At 68.6% G+C, this 14,777-nt stretch carries 10 protein-coding genes and 1 pseudogene; 4 read left to right on the top strand and 7 right to left on the bottom strand.

Annotated elements, in window-relative coordinates; genetic code table 11:
- Positions 1-10 precede the first annotated feature (10 nt).
- Entirely contained in the window at positions 11-1,312 is a 1,302-nt protein-coding gene (locus tag GF068_RS20985) for a DUF362 domain-containing protein (protein ID WP_153821235.1), read from the top strand.
- A gap of 45 nt (positions 1,313-1,357) precedes the next feature.
- On the opposite strand, the gene GF068_RS20980 is transcribed toward GF068_RS20985, so the two are convergent.
- Positions 1,358-3,358 carry a protein kinase domain-containing protein gene (locus tag GF068_RS20980; protein WP_153821234.1) on the bottom strand — a complete coding sequence of 667 codons (2,001 nt, stop codon included), beginning with the start codon at positions 3,356-3,358 and terminating at the stop codon, positions 1,358-1,360.
- A 123-nt stretch (positions 3,359-3,481) separates the two neighbouring features.
- On the opposite strand from GF068_RS20980, the gene GF068_RS20975 reads away from it, so the two are divergent.
- Positions 3,482-5,413 (top strand): ABC-F family ATP-binding cassette domain-containing protein, encoded by a 1,932-nt coding sequence (locus GF068_RS20975; RefSeq protein ID WP_338046490.1) that lies wholly within the window; start codon positions 3,482-3,484, stop codon positions 5,411-5,413.
- Between the two features lie 7 nt (positions 5,414-5,420).
- Here GF068_RS20975 and GF068_RS20970 read toward each other — a convergent pair whose 3' ends face one another.
- From GF068_RS20970 to GF068_RS20960, 3 genes are all read right to left on the bottom strand, one after another.
- Complete coding sequence (locus GF068_RS20970) at positions 5,421-5,624, bottom strand: hypothetical protein (protein WP_153821232.1); 204 nt, start codon at positions 5,622-5,624, stop codon at positions 5,421-5,423.
- Between the two features lie 132 nt (positions 5,625-5,756).
- On the bottom strand, positions 5,757-6,995 hold the full coding sequence (locus GF068_RS20965; protein ID WP_153821231.1) for a phospholipase D-like domain-containing protein: 1,239 nt from the start codon (positions 6,993-6,995) through the stop codon (positions 5,757-5,759).
- 57 nt (positions 6,996-7,052) lie between these two features.
- Positions 7,053-8,804, bottom strand: coding sequence for a vWA domain-containing protein (locus tag GF068_RS20960; protein WP_153821230.1), 1,752 nt, complete (start codon positions 8,802-8,804; stop codon positions 7,053-7,055).
- Between the two features lie 265 nt (positions 8,805-9,069).
- Between GF068_RS20960 and GF068_RS20955 the strand changes: the two genes are divergently transcribed.
- Entirely contained in the window at positions 9,070-10,374 is a 1,305-nt protein-coding gene (locus GF068_RS20955) for a hypothetical protein (RefSeq protein ID WP_153821229.1), read from the top strand.
- A 49-nt stretch (positions 10,375-10,423) separates the two neighbouring features.
- Here GF068_RS20955 and GF068_RS20950 read toward each other — a convergent pair whose 3' ends face one another.
- The 3 genes from GF068_RS20950 to GF068_RS20940 form a co-directional block, all read right to left on the bottom strand.
- Positions 10,424-12,055 (bottom strand): TROVE domain-containing protein, encoded by a 1,632-nt coding sequence (locus GF068_RS20950; RefSeq protein ID WP_153821228.1) that lies wholly within the window; start codon positions 12,053-12,055, stop codon positions 10,424-10,426.
- Between the two features lie 300 nt (positions 12,056-12,355).
- On the bottom strand, positions 12,356-13,813 hold the full coding sequence (locus tag GF068_RS20945; protein ID WP_153821227.1) for a sensor histidine kinase: 1,458 nt from the start codon (positions 13,811-13,813) through the stop codon (positions 12,356-12,358).
- Positions 13,810-14,481, bottom strand: a complete 672-nt coding sequence (locus GF068_RS20940) for a response regulator transcription factor (protein WP_153821226.1) — start codon at positions 14,479-14,481, stop codon at positions 13,810-13,812. Before GF068_RS20940 ends, GF068_RS20945 begins: the two co-directional genes overlap by 4 nt.
- Before the next feature lie 92 nt (positions 14,482-14,573).
- Here GF068_RS20940 and GF068_RS20935 point away from each other — a divergent pair.
- A pseudogene (locus GF068_RS20935) lies at positions 14,574-14,777 on the top strand (dioxygenase family protein); the annotation flags it as partial.

Raw genomic sequence — 14,777 nt, 5'->3', positions numbered from 1 at the left:
CGAGGTCTAGATGAGCAAGTCGAAAGTCGCGATCCTCCGGACGTCCCCCGCGACCGTCCTCGAGGACTACCACCGCTTGATGAACCTGGCGGGCTACCAGGACGTCGTCGCCAAGGACGCGGACACGGCCCTCAAGGTCAACATCTCCTGGCATTTCTTCTTTCCGGGCTCGTCCACGGTGCCCTGGCAGCTCGAGGGCGTCATCCGCGCGATGAAGCGCGACGGTTACGCGAAGGACCTCATCCACGCCTGCCACAACCGCACCGTCGTCATCGACGCGCACCTCGGCGAGCGCGAGAACAAGCAGATCGACGTCGTCGAGGCCCACGGCCTGCGCAACGTCCACCTCTACGAGGGCGAGGAGTGGATCGACGTGCGCGACGCCGTCGGTGACCTTGCCAAAAAATTCCTCTGCTTGAACGAGGTCTACCCGAAGGGCTTCAGCATCCCGAAGCGCTTCATCGGGGAGAACATCATCCACCTGCCCACGGTGAAGACGCACATCTTCACGACGACGACGGGCGCGATGAAGAACGCGTTCGGCGGCCTCTTGAACGAGCACCGCCACTGGACGCACCCGGTCATCCACGAGACGCTCGTCGATCTCCTGATGATCCAGAAGAAGATCCACCGCGGCGTCTTCGCCGTGATGGACGGGACCTTCGCCGGCGACGGCCCTGGGCCGCGCTGCATGATCCCGCACGTGAAGAACGTGATCCTCGCGTCGGCCGATCAGGTCGCGATCGACGCGGTCGCGGGCAAGCTCATGGGCTTCGACCCGCTGAAGGATCTGAAGTTCGTCCGCCTCGCGCACGACCTCGGCCTCGGCTGCGGCGACGTGCGCGACATCGAGATCGTCGGCGACGTCGATGCCTTGAACGACAAGTGGGACTTCCAGGGTCCGTTCAAGGAGATGACCTTCGCCTCGCGCAACCAGCACCGGATCTACTGGGGCCCGCTGAAGAAGCCGGTCGAGTGGTCGCTGAAGACGTGGCTCGCGCCGTGGGCCTACGTCGCTTCGGTCGCGTACCACGACGCGTTCTGGTACCCGATGTACGCGCAGAAGAACGTGCAGCGCGTGCTCGCGAGCGAGTGGGGTCGGCTCTTCGCGAACTGGGGCAAGGTGCAGCCCGACGCCGAGGGCCGCGGCTACCCCGACGTCGGCGAGGTGAGCCCCGAGCTCATCCGGATCGGCCTCAAGCACTTCCTCGAGGCGTTCCGCCTCATCGGCATGGCCGTCGCCGAGTCGCCCGAGCTCAAGAGCCGCAAGCTGCGCCAGGAGCGCGAGGCGGCGCGCAGCGAGCACCCCTGAACCAGCCGACCCTCTCCCCTCTCCACGCCGTGGAGAGGGGCGAGGTCAGAGCAGCGGCCCCCCGTTTCCGCTCTCCGTCGACCCATTCCCGCCGAGCGGACCGCCCGTCAGGTTGATCGTCTCGGCCATCGAATTCGGGCCGGCTCTCCCCCCGCCGTCGGCGCGACGCACGAGCTCGAAGGCTGCCATGGGCGAGCTCGTATTCACGTGCACGGGCACGCAATCGAACCAATCCCTGGCGACGTCGAATGCGCCGCGGTTGAGCAGGATCTGGTTCTTCGCGGCCGAGGCCTGGAGGATCGCCGCCGCGCGCGGGACCTCGCCGAGGATCGTGTAATCGAGGCGGCCAAACGCTTTCGAACCGATCTCGCCGGAGAGCATCTCCCCCGTCGCCACGCCGATCGAGACGCCGAGGGCGAACGGTGAATCTTGCCCGGCGCGCAGGGCGAGCGTGCGGAGCTGCATGCGCGCGTCGAGGCTCGCTTCGAGCGCGCGCGTCACGTGGTTGTCGCCGCGGAACGTCGCCATCACCGCGTCGCCGAGGAACTTGTCGACCACGCCGCCGCGGTTCGTGACGGCAGGCACGATCACCTCGAAATTCGCGTTCAGCGTGCGCACGCGGTCGGTGGGCGGTTGCGCCTTCGAGCGCGCGTGGAAGCCCGCGACGTCGATGAACACGACCGTGCCTTGCCAGGTGTCGATCGTGCCGAACGGCGACGACGAGCGCAGCCGATCGACGAGGCTCGGGCTCACGAACATGCGCAGCACGCTGTTCTCCTCGGTCGAGCGGGCGTTCGATCGGAGCTCCGTCACGTGCTTGAGCGTCTTTTCGATCGTGACCTCGAGGTCCTTGAAATCGATCGGTTTGACCAGGAAATCGAATGCGCCGCAGTTCATCGCGGTGCGGATGTTGGTCATGTCGCCGTAGGCCGAGACGATGATCGTCCGGACGAGCGGGTTCACGTCGCCCACGCGCGAGAGGAACGTGAGCCCGTCCATGCCCGGCATGTTGATGTCGGTGAGGACGACGTCGATGTCCTCGTGCTTGCGCAGCTCCGCGAGCGCGCTCTCGCCGTTCGTCGCGAAGACGAAATCGTAGACCGATTTTTTGATGTGCTGGCGAAAGCGTTGCTTGATGAGGTGCGGGACGTCGGGCTCGTCGTCGACGACGAGGATCTTCGCGGGCCCCACCTCTTTTCGTTCGGCGAGCGCCGCGAATGTGCCCGCGAATTCCCTCGCCGAGCGGAAACGTTTGTCCGGGTCCTTGGCCAGGGCGCGCTCGAAGAAGCGGTCCACCTCGGGGGACAGATCCTTCAGAATGCTCGACGGAGGCGGGAATGGGTCGGTGCAAATACGCACCATGAGCATCCCCAGCCATTGCCCGGGGAATGGATGCTGCCCCGTGAGCGCCCGATAGGCGAGGACCCCGAGCGACCACAGATCACTGCGCAGATCGACGACGCCGCAGCGGATCTGCTCGGGGCTCATGTAGAGCGGCGTCCCCACGATGCTGCCCGAGGACGTGAGCTGGAGCTCGTCTTCGGTCAGATCCTCCTCGCTCGTCAGCATCGATACGACGCCGAAATCGAGGATCTTCACGGACTCGTCGGCCTCGCCGCGGGCCAAGAACACGTTCGCCGGCTTGAAATCGCGGTGGACGATGCCCTTCGCGTGCGCGGAAGAGAGGCCCATCGCCGCCTGCATCACGATCGGCACGAGGGCGGGCAGCGGCATACGCTCGATCCGCTCGAGCCGGCTCTCGAAGTCCTCGCCCTCCAGGAGCTCCATCACGATGTACGGCGAACCCTCGTCAATGCCGTAATCGTAGATCTGCACGACGTGCGGATTCTTGAGCTGCGCAATGGCCTTCGCCTCCCGGTCGAACCGGGTGCGCGCCGTGGCCGAGGCGACGTGGTCGGGGGACATGAGCTTGAGCGCCACCCGCCTGCGCAGATGTTGATCGAGCGCCTCCCAGATGTAGCCCATGGCCCCACGTCCGATCTGCCGCACGATCTCGTATTTGCCGGCGATGACGCGCTGGGACATGAGAATTTTCCCGACTCTAGCCGATGGTCCCGCGCGCCGTCAACGCGGCGTTCGGGGCTGCGTGACGGAACTTCGGTCGTTCCCGTCGTACCCGAGGTTCGCCGCGGTGCTACGCTCGCCGCCGTGCCCGTCCTCGTCGCGCAGGAGTTAACGAAGTCGTTTGGTGAGAGGCGCATCCTCGATGCGGTCTCGCTTTCCATCCACAGCGGAGAACGCGTGGGGCTCGTCGGAGCCAATGGCAGCGGCAAGAGCACGCTCGCCCGTATCCTCGCGGGGCTCGACAAGCCCGACGCGGGCACGGTCGCGCAGCGGCGCGGCGCCGACGTCGCGTATCTCTCGCAGGAGCCGGCGCTCGATCCGGCGAAAACGGGCCGCGCGCTGGTGGTCGACGGGCTCGGGCCCTGGGCCGCGGCGAAGGCGCGATACGAGGCGATCTCGGCGCGGCTCGGCCAGGGCGAGGGTGATCAAGACGCCCTGCTCGCCGAGCAAGCCGAGCTCGGCGCGCAGATCGAGCGGCTCGGCGGCTGGGATCAGCTCCACAAGGTCGACGAGATCCTCGATCACGTGGGCGTCACGCGCCCCGACGCGCCCACGGCCGAGCTCTCGGGCGGGGACAAACGGCGCGTCGCGCTCGCTTGCCTGCTCATCGCGCCGCCCGCGCTGCTCGTGCTCGACGAGCCATCGAACCACCTCGACACCGAGACGATCGACTGGCTCGAGCGCTGGCTCGTCGAGGAGTTCAAGGGCGCGCTGCTCATCGTGACGCACGATCGGTATTTGCTCGACCGCGTGGTCGACCGGACGATCGAGCTCCACCGCGGCAAGGTGTATTCGTACGAGGGCGGCTACGAGGACTACCTCGAGGCGAAGGCCGAGCGGCTCGCGATCGAGGCGCGAACCGAGCAGAACCGGCAGAACCTGCTCCGGACCGAGCTCGAATGGCTGAGGCGCCAGCCGAAGGCGCGCACGGGCAAGCAGAAGGCCCGGATCCAGCGGGCCGAGGCGGCGAAGGCGGCCGCCCCTGCCCGCGCGGAGCAGACGGCGAAGCTCCTGGCGGAGTCGAGTTTTACTGGAAAAACCGTCCTCGAATTGCGAAAGCTCTCCCTGGAGATGGGGGGCCGCACGCTGGTGAAGGACCTCGATTTCGTGCTCGCCGCGGGCGAACGCGTGGGGGTCGTGGGGCGAAACGGGACCGGAAAAACCACGCTCTTGCGGGCGATCCTGGGCGACGTCGCGCCGGCGCGCGGCGAGGTGGTGATCGGGAAAAACACCCGCGTGGGGTATTTCGACCAGCACCGGAGCGGGCTCGACGAGGAGAAATCCATTTACGACAACGTGGCGGCCGCGGGGAACAAGATCGAGCTCGGCGGCCAGCCGATCGAGGTCCGCTCGTTCCTCGAGAGGTTCCTCTTCGACGGACACGCGCAGAGGCAGCCCGTGAAATCCCTGTCCGGCGGGGAGCGGGCCCGCGTCGTCCTGGCCAAGATGCTCTCGCAGAGCCATAGCCTGCTCATCCTGGACGAGCCCACGAACGACCTCGACCTGCCCACGCTCTCGGCGCTCGAGGAGATGCTCACCGAATACGGCGGCAGCGCGCTCGTCGTGACGCACGACCGGTGGTTCCTCGATCGGGTGGCCACGTCGCTGCTCGTGTTCGAGGGCGACGGCCGCGTCGTGCGTTACGCCGGCGGGCACCAGGATTACCTCCTGCAGAAGGCGGCCGCGGAGGCGGCGAAGGACGAGGCGGCGAAGGCCGCGGCGGCCGCGGCGAAGGTGGTCAATAAGGACAAACCCGCCGCGGCGAAGGCGGCCGCGCCCAGGGCGAAGGGGCTCACCTGGGCGGAGCAACGCGAGCTCGAAGGGATCATGGGCCGGATCGAGGAGGCGGAGGGCGAGGTCGCGGCGCTCGAAAAGGAACTCGCGGATCCGGCGCTGTATTCGTCACGCGGGACGGAGGTCGCGGCGCTCGGGCGGCGCCTCGAGGAGGCCAAGGCCCGGGCCGCGACCTTGATCGCGCGGTGGGAAGAGCTGGAGCAGAAACAGGCGGGCGCTTAGCCGCCGCTCATTCCTTCACGATATCGCAGGTGAGCTCCTCGGAGACGAGCTCGGTGCCGCCCTGGCCCTCGATGAACGCGAGCCAGCGCCGGCCTTGCGTGTCACGCACGAAGCTCGGGTCGGTCTCGGAGTGGTCGTGGTGGTCCGCCTCGTCGTCGTGCCCGTGGGCGTGGTCGTGGCCCGCGTCGCCCATGTGCGTGTCGATCGCCACGAGCTTCTTCGGGCGGTGGGTTTGATGTCGCTCGCGCCGCGATCACACGCGGCGACGAGGACGAGGAGCGGGGCTACGCGGCGGAGGTCGTGCACGGGAAGATGAGAAACAGGATCGCCCCGGTAGTCAATCTCATTCGAGCCGCGGCGGCTCGTATGCGCGGTCGGGATCGAGCACCTCGGTGTACGCGCCGCCGAACCCGTCCTCGAAGATCCGCGCGAGCTTCTCGGCGATCGCCTTGCCGTCGATGAAGAGGCCGACGTTCCGGCTCACCGTGAAATAGTCGCCCTCCCAGTTGCTCGTGCCGATCCAGGCGCTCTTGCCGTCGACGACCATGTATTTCGCGTGGGCCACGCGGGCGAACGGTATGAAGCCGGACGAGCTCTGCGGGATCACGATGAACCGGATTGAAATACCGTCCACGCGCGCGAGCTCCCGCAGCCCTTCGAGCGAGGCCGGGCGTTTGCTCCAATCGGCGACGAGCAAACGCACGCGCACGCCCCGCTCGGCTGCCCGCCGGAGCGCGTCGTCGAGCTCGGTCCACGGCGCGCCGCCGCGTGTCTTCGTGCGGTACGTGAGGACCTGGACGTCGAGCGTGCGCTTGGCGCCGTCGATCCGCGAAAGCAACTCGGGCAGCTCCCACGGCACGCCTTCGGGCAGCAAATCCTTGGGGCTCGCCGTAGGCAGGATCTTTACCTCTTCGCCGCCGAGCGAGACCCGCGCGGGGATCTCGAGGGATCGTTTGGTCGCGCCGCCAAAAGGCTCGCCGCCGGCCGCGTGCCAATCGAGCTCGAAGACCCGGAGCAGCGCCCCGGCGATCTCGGGGACCCGCACGCGCGCGCCGATCTCCTGGATGTGCTCGAGGGCGCGGTAATCCATGTTCTGGCTGCCGACGTAGGCGTCCGACCCGTCGACCACCATGTATTTCGCGTGTTGCACGCCGTCGCGCCCTCGCAAATCGAGCTTGCGGACGGCGACCCCGCGCGCGGCGAGCCGATCGACGGACTCGGGATATCGAAGGTAAAACTTCATGTCGACGAGGAGCCGCACGCGCACGCCGCGCGCCGCGGCCTGTTCGATGGCCACGAGGATCGGCTCGAGTTTGCCCCCGGGCGCATTGCTGACGTAGAAGTGGCCGATGTCGAGGGTGCGCTTCGCGCCCTGGATCATGGAGAGCCACACGTCCGCGGCGTTCGGAACGTCGGGGTGGTCGAGCGTGGTCTCTGCCGGCGGGGTTTCGACGACCTCGATCGGCGGCGCCGCGGCGATCGGCTGCGTCGGCGCGGGCGCGGGCGTTTGCGGGGCCGGTTCGTGGGGACAACCCGTGAGGGCGAGGAGCGAGGCGGCGAGGGGGAGGGCGAGGCGCGACATCGAGGCCGCGCCAGGGTAGGAGAATCGGAGGCGTTCGTCGAGGGCCCGAGTGCTTTTTCAGCGCGCCACGGACGGCCCTCGATTGCCCGTCGCGAGCCGCTCGGCGCGGTGCACGAGGCTCACGAACTCCTGCTGATCCGATTGCGTCGACGCGGCCTGGTCCGCGAGCCGCGCGATGTCCTTCATCGACCAATTCCGCGCGTGCGGGCTCTGCCGCAGCACCTCGGCGAACGCCGCCACCGTCGCGGCGAACCGGAAATCACGGCCGGCCGCGTCGAACGAGGCCACGATCGAGGACGGATCCATCTTGAATGCGCTCTCCGTCGCCGTATCGCCCGAGAGCGGCTGCTTGTGGCGGAGGCGAAGCACGATCGGCGAGGCCTTCGTGTCCTTGAGGACCACGTCGTAGATCGCCGTCACCGCGTGGCCGTTGCCGATCTCGCCGGCGTCGACCTTGTCATTGCGGAAATCCTTGTCCGCGATGTCCCGGTTCTCGTAGCCGATGAGCCGGTACTCCTTCACCACCTTCGGATCGAACTCCACCTGGATCTTCACGTCCCGCGCGATCACCTCCAGCATGCCCGAGAGCTGGTCCTGGAACACGCGCTTCGCCTGCACCTCGCTGTCGATGTACGCGTAGTTTCCGTCGCCCTTGTCGGCGAGGCGCTCCATCATCGTATCCTTGTAATTGCCGCTGCCGAAGCCCACCGTGCTCAGCGTGATGCCCTTGTCCTTGTAGCGGCCGATCATGTCGAGGATCTGGTCGTGCGAGGTCGGCCCCACGTTCGCGTCGCCGTCCGAGAGCACGATGACGCGATTGACGTGACCCTTCACGAGCGTCCGCTCCGCGAGCTTGTACGCGAGCTCGATCCCGCTCGCCATCGCCGTCGATCCCGACGCGGAGAGGTCGTCGATCGCCCGGAAGATCTTGTCCTTCTCCTCGATGCCCGTCGGCGCGAGCACCTCGCGCACGCTGCCGGCGTACGTGCAGAGCGCCACCGTATCGCCCTTCTTCAGCGAACTCGTGAGCAGCTTCAGGCTCTGCTTGGCGAGCGGGATCTTGTCGGATGAATGCATCGAGCCGCTCGTGTCGACGAGGTAGACGAGGTGCACGGGCTTGCGCGCGCTCTCCGGCACGCGTTTGCCCTGCACGGCGACCCGCACGAGGTGATGGCCCTTCGTGAACGGCGAGGGCGCGGCGGCGAAGTGGACCGCGAACGGGCCGCTCTTCGGCGCCTCGTAGCCGTAATCGAAGTAGTTCAGGAACTCCTCGGCGCGGACGGAGGCGAACGGCGGGAGCGTGCCCTCCATGATCTTGCGGCGCGCGATCGAATACGAGGCCGTATCCACGTCGATGGCGAACGTCGAGAGACGGTCCTTCTGCGGGTCGACGACCGGGTTCACGCCGTAATCCTTGTAATCCTCGGTGCCCTTCGGCTCGGGCGGCGCGACCGCGATCGGCGCGGGCTGCGGCGCCGGCTTCTGCGTGGCGACGGCGACCTTCGCCTCGGCCTTCTTCGTCGATTGCACGGGCATCACCGGCGGCGGCGGCGGCGCCATCATGGTGGCCCCCGGGGCCGCGGTCACTCGCGACGGCTGCTGCGCCATCGGCGTGGCCTCGGCTTCGGCCGGCGCCGCGGCCGTATCGGCCGCCGGGTATTGCTGCGGGTAGGAGCTCTCCTCCGCGGCCGCCGCGGTCCTCGGCTCGGCCGCGCCTCCGGCGGAGGGTGCGCCGGCGCTGCAGCCGGCGAGGGTCTGGGCGAGGGTGACGAGCGCGACGAGGGCGACGACGGGGCGGGAGCGCAACATGGCAGAAGTTCCTCCGGGCTTGCGTTTCGCCCGAGGAAACGGCGCGCCTCGCGGCGACCTTACAGCCCCTCGTGCAGATCGCGGCGAACGGCGTCCGGGGCGGCGGGCCCGGGGCCGGGCACTGTGAACGAGACGGCGCGCCGCTCCTGCGCAAGTCGAGCAGCCCTGGCGCAACCGAGCCTCCCGTTGTGAAGCCGCACCATCAAATACCGCTGGCATTGCCCTTGCGAGAGGCGCCGACGAACCCGCTTGCGGAGTAAAACTCATGCGATCCATTCTTGCTTTCCTTTTCGTCGCGTCGCTCCTGCCCGCTTGCTCCGATCCGGCGCCCACGGACCCGCGCAATGACCCCGACAAACCTAACGAACCGGTGGCGCTCGTCTGCGGCCTCATGCGCGCGGCCTGCGAGAAGCAGGTCGCCTGCGGCCATCCGATCCTCAACAACACCCCGGGCGACGTCGACGCTTGCCTCGAAGCGCAGCGCTGCGAATCGGTCGTCGATGTGCTCGCCTCGCCCGACGTCGTGGTCGACGCTGGCGCCGTCGAGGCTTGCGAGGCGGCGATCGAGGCCGCGAGCTGCGGGGCGCTCGCCGCGCAGGGGCTCTCCATCGATCCCTCCTGCGAGCATTACCTCGTCGGCACGCGGGGCGAGGGCGAGAGCTGCCGCGGCGGCGCCGTCTCCGATTGCGAGGCGGGCCTCGCCTGCGTGTTCGAGGGCGACACCTGCCCGGGCACCTGCACGCGCGCGCCCGAGCGTTGCACCGAGGGCTCCTGCGGCCCCGACGCATTTTGCGCCTCGAACGGCACCTGCGAGGCCCGCGCGCAGGTCGGCGAGGCCTGTGATGAGACGCAGCTCGATTTCTCGAACCTCGGCGACGAGCCTTGTGTCGCGGGCGCTCATTGCGACAATTTCGTCTGCGTGGCCGACCTCGACGCGGGCGCTTCGTGCGCCGGCAAGAGCCCACGCGCGTGCGGCGAGGGCGCGGCGTGCCTCTGCGAGGATCCGGCCTCCTGCGCGAGCGAAGCCGATTACGCCTGCCGGCCCGCGCGCGCCGAGGGCGAGCCTTGCAACATGGCCTTCGATTGCGCGGACGGCCTCTTCTGCAATTTCGACGACGAGGGGCGCTGCGCGGCGCGCGGGGGCCTCGGCGCGGCGTGCGGCGGTTCGTTCGGCGCTTGCCAGCACCCGCTCGAATGTGTCGACGGGACATGCGCGGGGGAGGAGCCGATCGCCGCGGAGCTCCCTCTCCTCGAAGAGGGACAGAGCTGCGTGGAGAGCGGCTCCTGCCCGCTTGGCACGGCCTGCACCTGCGATAACGAGAATTGCACGGAGAAACGCTGCCTGCCGGCGCCCGGGCTCGGCGAGAGCTGCGAAGCGCTCATGCTCGCGAATGTCACCCCGTTTGCCTGCGCCGAGGGCCTTTGTGACATCCTCGCCGGGTATACCTGCGTGCTCCCCGCGGCCGCGGGCGAACCTTGCCCCGTCGACGGATTGACCCTCGCCTGCGCCTCGCTCGTCTGCACCGGCGGCAAATGCGCCTCCATGGAGGAGACGCGCTGCGAGGAGTGACGCAAAAACAATCGGGGGGCGGGGCATCCGGCGCGCCCCGCCCCCTCGATCACGCCGCCTGCTCGGCGGCCTTCTCCATCTCGGCCGCGAAGCGGAGCAGGCCCTCGCCCCAGCCGCCGAGGATGTACGTACGGTCGTAGAACTCCGGCACGAGCGTGTCCTTGTAGCCCGCGATCTGCACCAGGAACACCTTCACGTCCGGGTTCACGCGCTTGCGATACGTCGACACGAGCTTCGCCACGTCGATGTATTGCCCACCCGCGCCCCAGCCGTATTCGCGGTACTGCGTCTTGTTCGTCCCGTACAGGCCGCCGTGGCCCGCCTGCATGTCGCTCATCACGAAGATCGTGTCCCAGTGCTCCTTCATCCGGATCGCCCGGTCGAAGAAGATCCAGATACCATTCTCCGTCGACGTACCGATGCGCTTCGCGAGCTCCTCGGCCTTCTTCAACTGGTCGAAGATCGACGCGCCCTTGCGGACCGCGAGCGTCTCCAGCGAATCACCGAACACGCCGAGGTGGCCCTCGTCCGCCCGCATACCCGCGAGCACGCCCGTCAGGTTGCCGATCGTCGAGACCTTCATCGTGCCCATCGCGCTCGTCGTCGTCCCCTGCGCCGAGCCGCTGTTGTCCGCGAGCGCCATCACGCGGCCGCGGAAATACGGCAATTCACCGAGCGAACCGACCAGGCACTTCTCGATCGCGTCGAGCAGCGCCCCCGGCGCCTTGTCCTCCACGGCCTTGTAGGCCGAGAAGTAACGGAAAGGCAATTGCTTGCCATCCTTCGCGCCCGCGACGAGGCGCGGGATGATCTCGTCGGTCTTGATACCCGCCGCCAGCATGTTGCGAAGGTTGCGCAGCATCGCCATGTGGCCCATGACCGCCATCGCCTTCTTCCACGCCGTTCGGTTCGAGCCGCGCGCGCTCACGATCGCCTCCCACGTGCGGCCCGTGTTCTTCGCCTCGCCCTTCACGAGCGAATGGACCGCCTCACTCTTCGGGTGCACGAGGTTCACGACGTCGACGGTCTTCGCCGCGTGGCCCTCGAGCCGGTACTTCGCGAGCCCGTACGCGTCGAAGCGCGCGAGCGCGTCGCGCCACGCCTTCTTCAGCGCGTTCGGGATCGGCTTGCCATAACGGAACATCTGGTACGACAAACCCACCGCCGGCTCGTCCGCGCGCTTGATGATCCGCGGCGCGTACTTGCGCACGAGGCCCGTGCCCTTCACGGCGTGGTGGTTCGCCGCGCGCACGAGGATGACCTGCGGCGTCGTGCGGATGTGCTCCTCGTTCCGGAGCCGCGCCGCCTCCTCGAGCGTCGCCTCGGCGTCGTGATCGAGCGCCTCGTCGATCGCGCTCTCGATGAGCTCCGCGGGCGACATCTTGCGCCACGCCTGCGGATCGACCGCGTCGAGCGTCTTGCGCAGGTAATGGACCTGCTCATTCGAGAGCCGGCACGGATTCGCGGCGGCCTTGACGGGACGCGCGTCCTTCTCGTCACGGTGGTAATACATGGGCTCGCCGAAGAAACACGTCGACGCCGCGAGGCGGAGGCGCAGGATCGGCGACGACGGGTCGTACGACACGCCGCCCATGAAGTTCAGGTGGCCCGAGGCCGGGGGCGTCTGCGCCGCCGTGTTCGCGCGAGCCTTCTCCTTCTTGATGAAGCTGAAAAACGCCATGACGAACCTACCGGTTCCCCGCGAGGCGAGCGCGCCGCGCGGATCGAAAAAACGCCCGAGGAGCCCGGGAGGACCGCTGGCTGCGGGTTGGTTTCGTTGGAATCGAAGAAACCGCAGCCTTCACTGCCCGGGGCTCGGGGGAGCCGCCCTCGCGAGGAGGGGTGCTCGGGGAGGAGCCATTGCAGCGGGCGTGCCAGCGCCTCGCGCGGCCAGAAAACGCGAGCCTTCGCGCGCATGTTCGGGGATCCGGCCGCGCAGCGGAGGAGCTCGCCAACAAACCGTAGACGGCTGTATAAAATCTTATCCGTGCGGAGCGCCCAGGCTCCCTTCGAGCTCGACCTCGAGGCCGCCGTATTCGGACGGACGGAGCGTCAGGCGGAAGCCGTGGAGCTCCGCGGCGCGGTGGGTGATGTGCAGGCCGAGCCCTTGCCCGTCCGGCGCGCGCGTGCGCGCCTCGTTGCCCCGAAAGCCACGCTCCGCGAGCCGCGCGAGCTCGGCCTCGGGGATGCCGGGGCCGTCGTCGATCACCCGCAAACGGAAAGCCGCCTTCGCGACGCGCTCCAGAATGACGGCGACGTGACCGCCGGGGCGATTGTAACGAACGGCATTGTAGGTGACGTTGCTGATCGCCTGTTCGAGGAGCGTCACGTCGGCCGAGACATGGACTGGCTCCGCGGGCACGGCGGCCTCGATCGACACCCCGAGCTGTCTCGCAATGGGCTTGTGGCGGAGGGCGACCCGCTTCACGAGCGCGTCGAGCTCCACCTCGATGGGCTGCAGGTGCACGACCGCCGCTTCGAGCCGGGCCGTGACCGCGAGGTTGTGGACGAGCGAGGCCATGTAATGCGCCTCGTCCATCGCCGAGACGAGCGCGCCGACGTCGACGGGTTTTCCCTCGGACGCGCCCTCGCGTAATGTCGCGAGGTGGCCTTGCAGCACGGTGAGCGGGATCATCACGTCGTGCGTCGTGTTTGCCAGGAAATGGCGGAGCGCCTGCTCCCGCCGGTCCTTCTCCTCGAGCTGCGCGCGGATCTCGCGGCCGGCGGCATTGAAGGCCCGCGCGAGCACGCCGATCTCGTCGTCGCCCTCGACCTCGACGGCGTCCGCGTACGTCGCCTTGGCCGAGCGCTCCACCGCCTCGGTGAGCTTGCGAATACGCCGGATCACCGGGCCCATGGCGAGCAGCATCGCCGCGAAGACGCCGGCCGTGGGCAGGAGCCACAGGTTCGATTCGGGCAGGACGGCGCCCCAGCTCGGATCGGTCGTCCCGCGCGCCAGCACGACCGCGCACGGGCCCGTGCTCCAGGGCATTCGCGCGAGGATCTCGACCGACGGCCCCGGAAACACGTACGAAGCGACGGCGACGTCTTGCCCCTGGAGGGCCCGCGCGAGGGATTCGGGGACGGCGGGCGCGCCCGGGTTCTCCGATTGGAGGTTTTCATCGTACGCGAAGACGACCGCGGGCTTCGCGCCGCGCGGCCGAGGCGGCGGCCGTCCTGGCGGAGGTGGAGGTTTTCCGGGCGGCGGGCCGTGGCCGCGCGGCGGGCCCGGGGGCCGAACTGGGTGGAGCTCGCCCCCGAACGACGCGGGAGCCGCCTCGCACGCCTCGCGCGCGGCGGGCATCTGTCCGAGGACGAACGTCGTGAGGTTCTGCTCCGCGGCGTGGTGCCTCGCCGCCGCGTCGTACCAGAAGAGCGCGAACGTCAGGGGCAACGTCGCTGCAATGGTCGCGACCGCGAGTCGCGCGCGCAGCTTCATTGCTCGCGCCCGTCGCCGAGCCGATAACCGATCCCCCAGACGGTCTCGACGAACGCCCCGCGCCCGAGCTTCTTGCGTAACCGGGAGACGTGCACGTCGAGCGTCCGCTCGGTCCCGTCGCGCTCGGGGTCGAGCACGCGCTCGGCGAGCGCGCTCCGCGTCATGGGTTCGCCCGGCCGCTCGGCGAGCGCCGCGAGCAATTCGAACTCGAGGCGCGTGAGCGGGGCGCGCTCGCCGCGCACGAGCACCTCGCGCCGCACGCGATCGATACGCAGCGACCCGACCTCGACCGCATCCTCGCGCCCGAGCGTCGGCCTCCGGAGGCGCGCGCGCACGCGCTCGACGAGCTCCTCGGGCCAGAAGGGTTTCGTCATGTAGTCGTCGGCGCCGAGCCGGAGCGCGCGGACCTTGTCCGCCGTATCGTTGCGCGCGCTGAGCACGAGCACCGGCACCTCGGAGAGGCCACGCAGGTCCTTGAGGACATCCATTCCGTACGTGCCGGGCAGCATCAAATCCAGGATGACGAGGTCGACGTCGGGCAAGGTCTCTCGGGACAAACGCCGCCCTTCCTTCCACCAGGTCGGCTCGTAGCCGGCGTCGCGGAGGCGCTTGACGATCTGCGCGCCGAGCTCTTGATCATCCTCGATGACGAGCAACCTCTTGCTCATCCTCTCAGCGTAGCCGAGGACGGAGGGCGTGTCCCGCGACGTAAGGAATTCGTAAGATTTCGGATCTACCAACGAGGGCAGGAGGAACACCCATGTCCAAGCACTCGAAGAAGGACCGCTCCCGGGAACCCTTGACGCGGAGGTCCGTTCTGCGCGGCATTGGCTCGGCCCTGTGCGCCGCGCCGCTCGTGGCTCTCGTCGGATGCGGGGGGACGAACGAAAACACCGGCAGCGGCGGCGCGGGCGGCAGCGGCGGCGCGGGCGGCGCGGGCGGCGCGGGCGGCGCAGGCGGCGCG

Origin of the sequence: Polyangium spumosum, assembly GCF_009649845.1 — a bacterium.
Lineage (GTDB): Bacteria > Myxococcota_A > Polyangia > Polyangiales > Polyangiaceae > Polyangium > Polyangium spumosum.
This window is presented reverse-complemented; position numbering and strand designations above follow the sequence as displayed.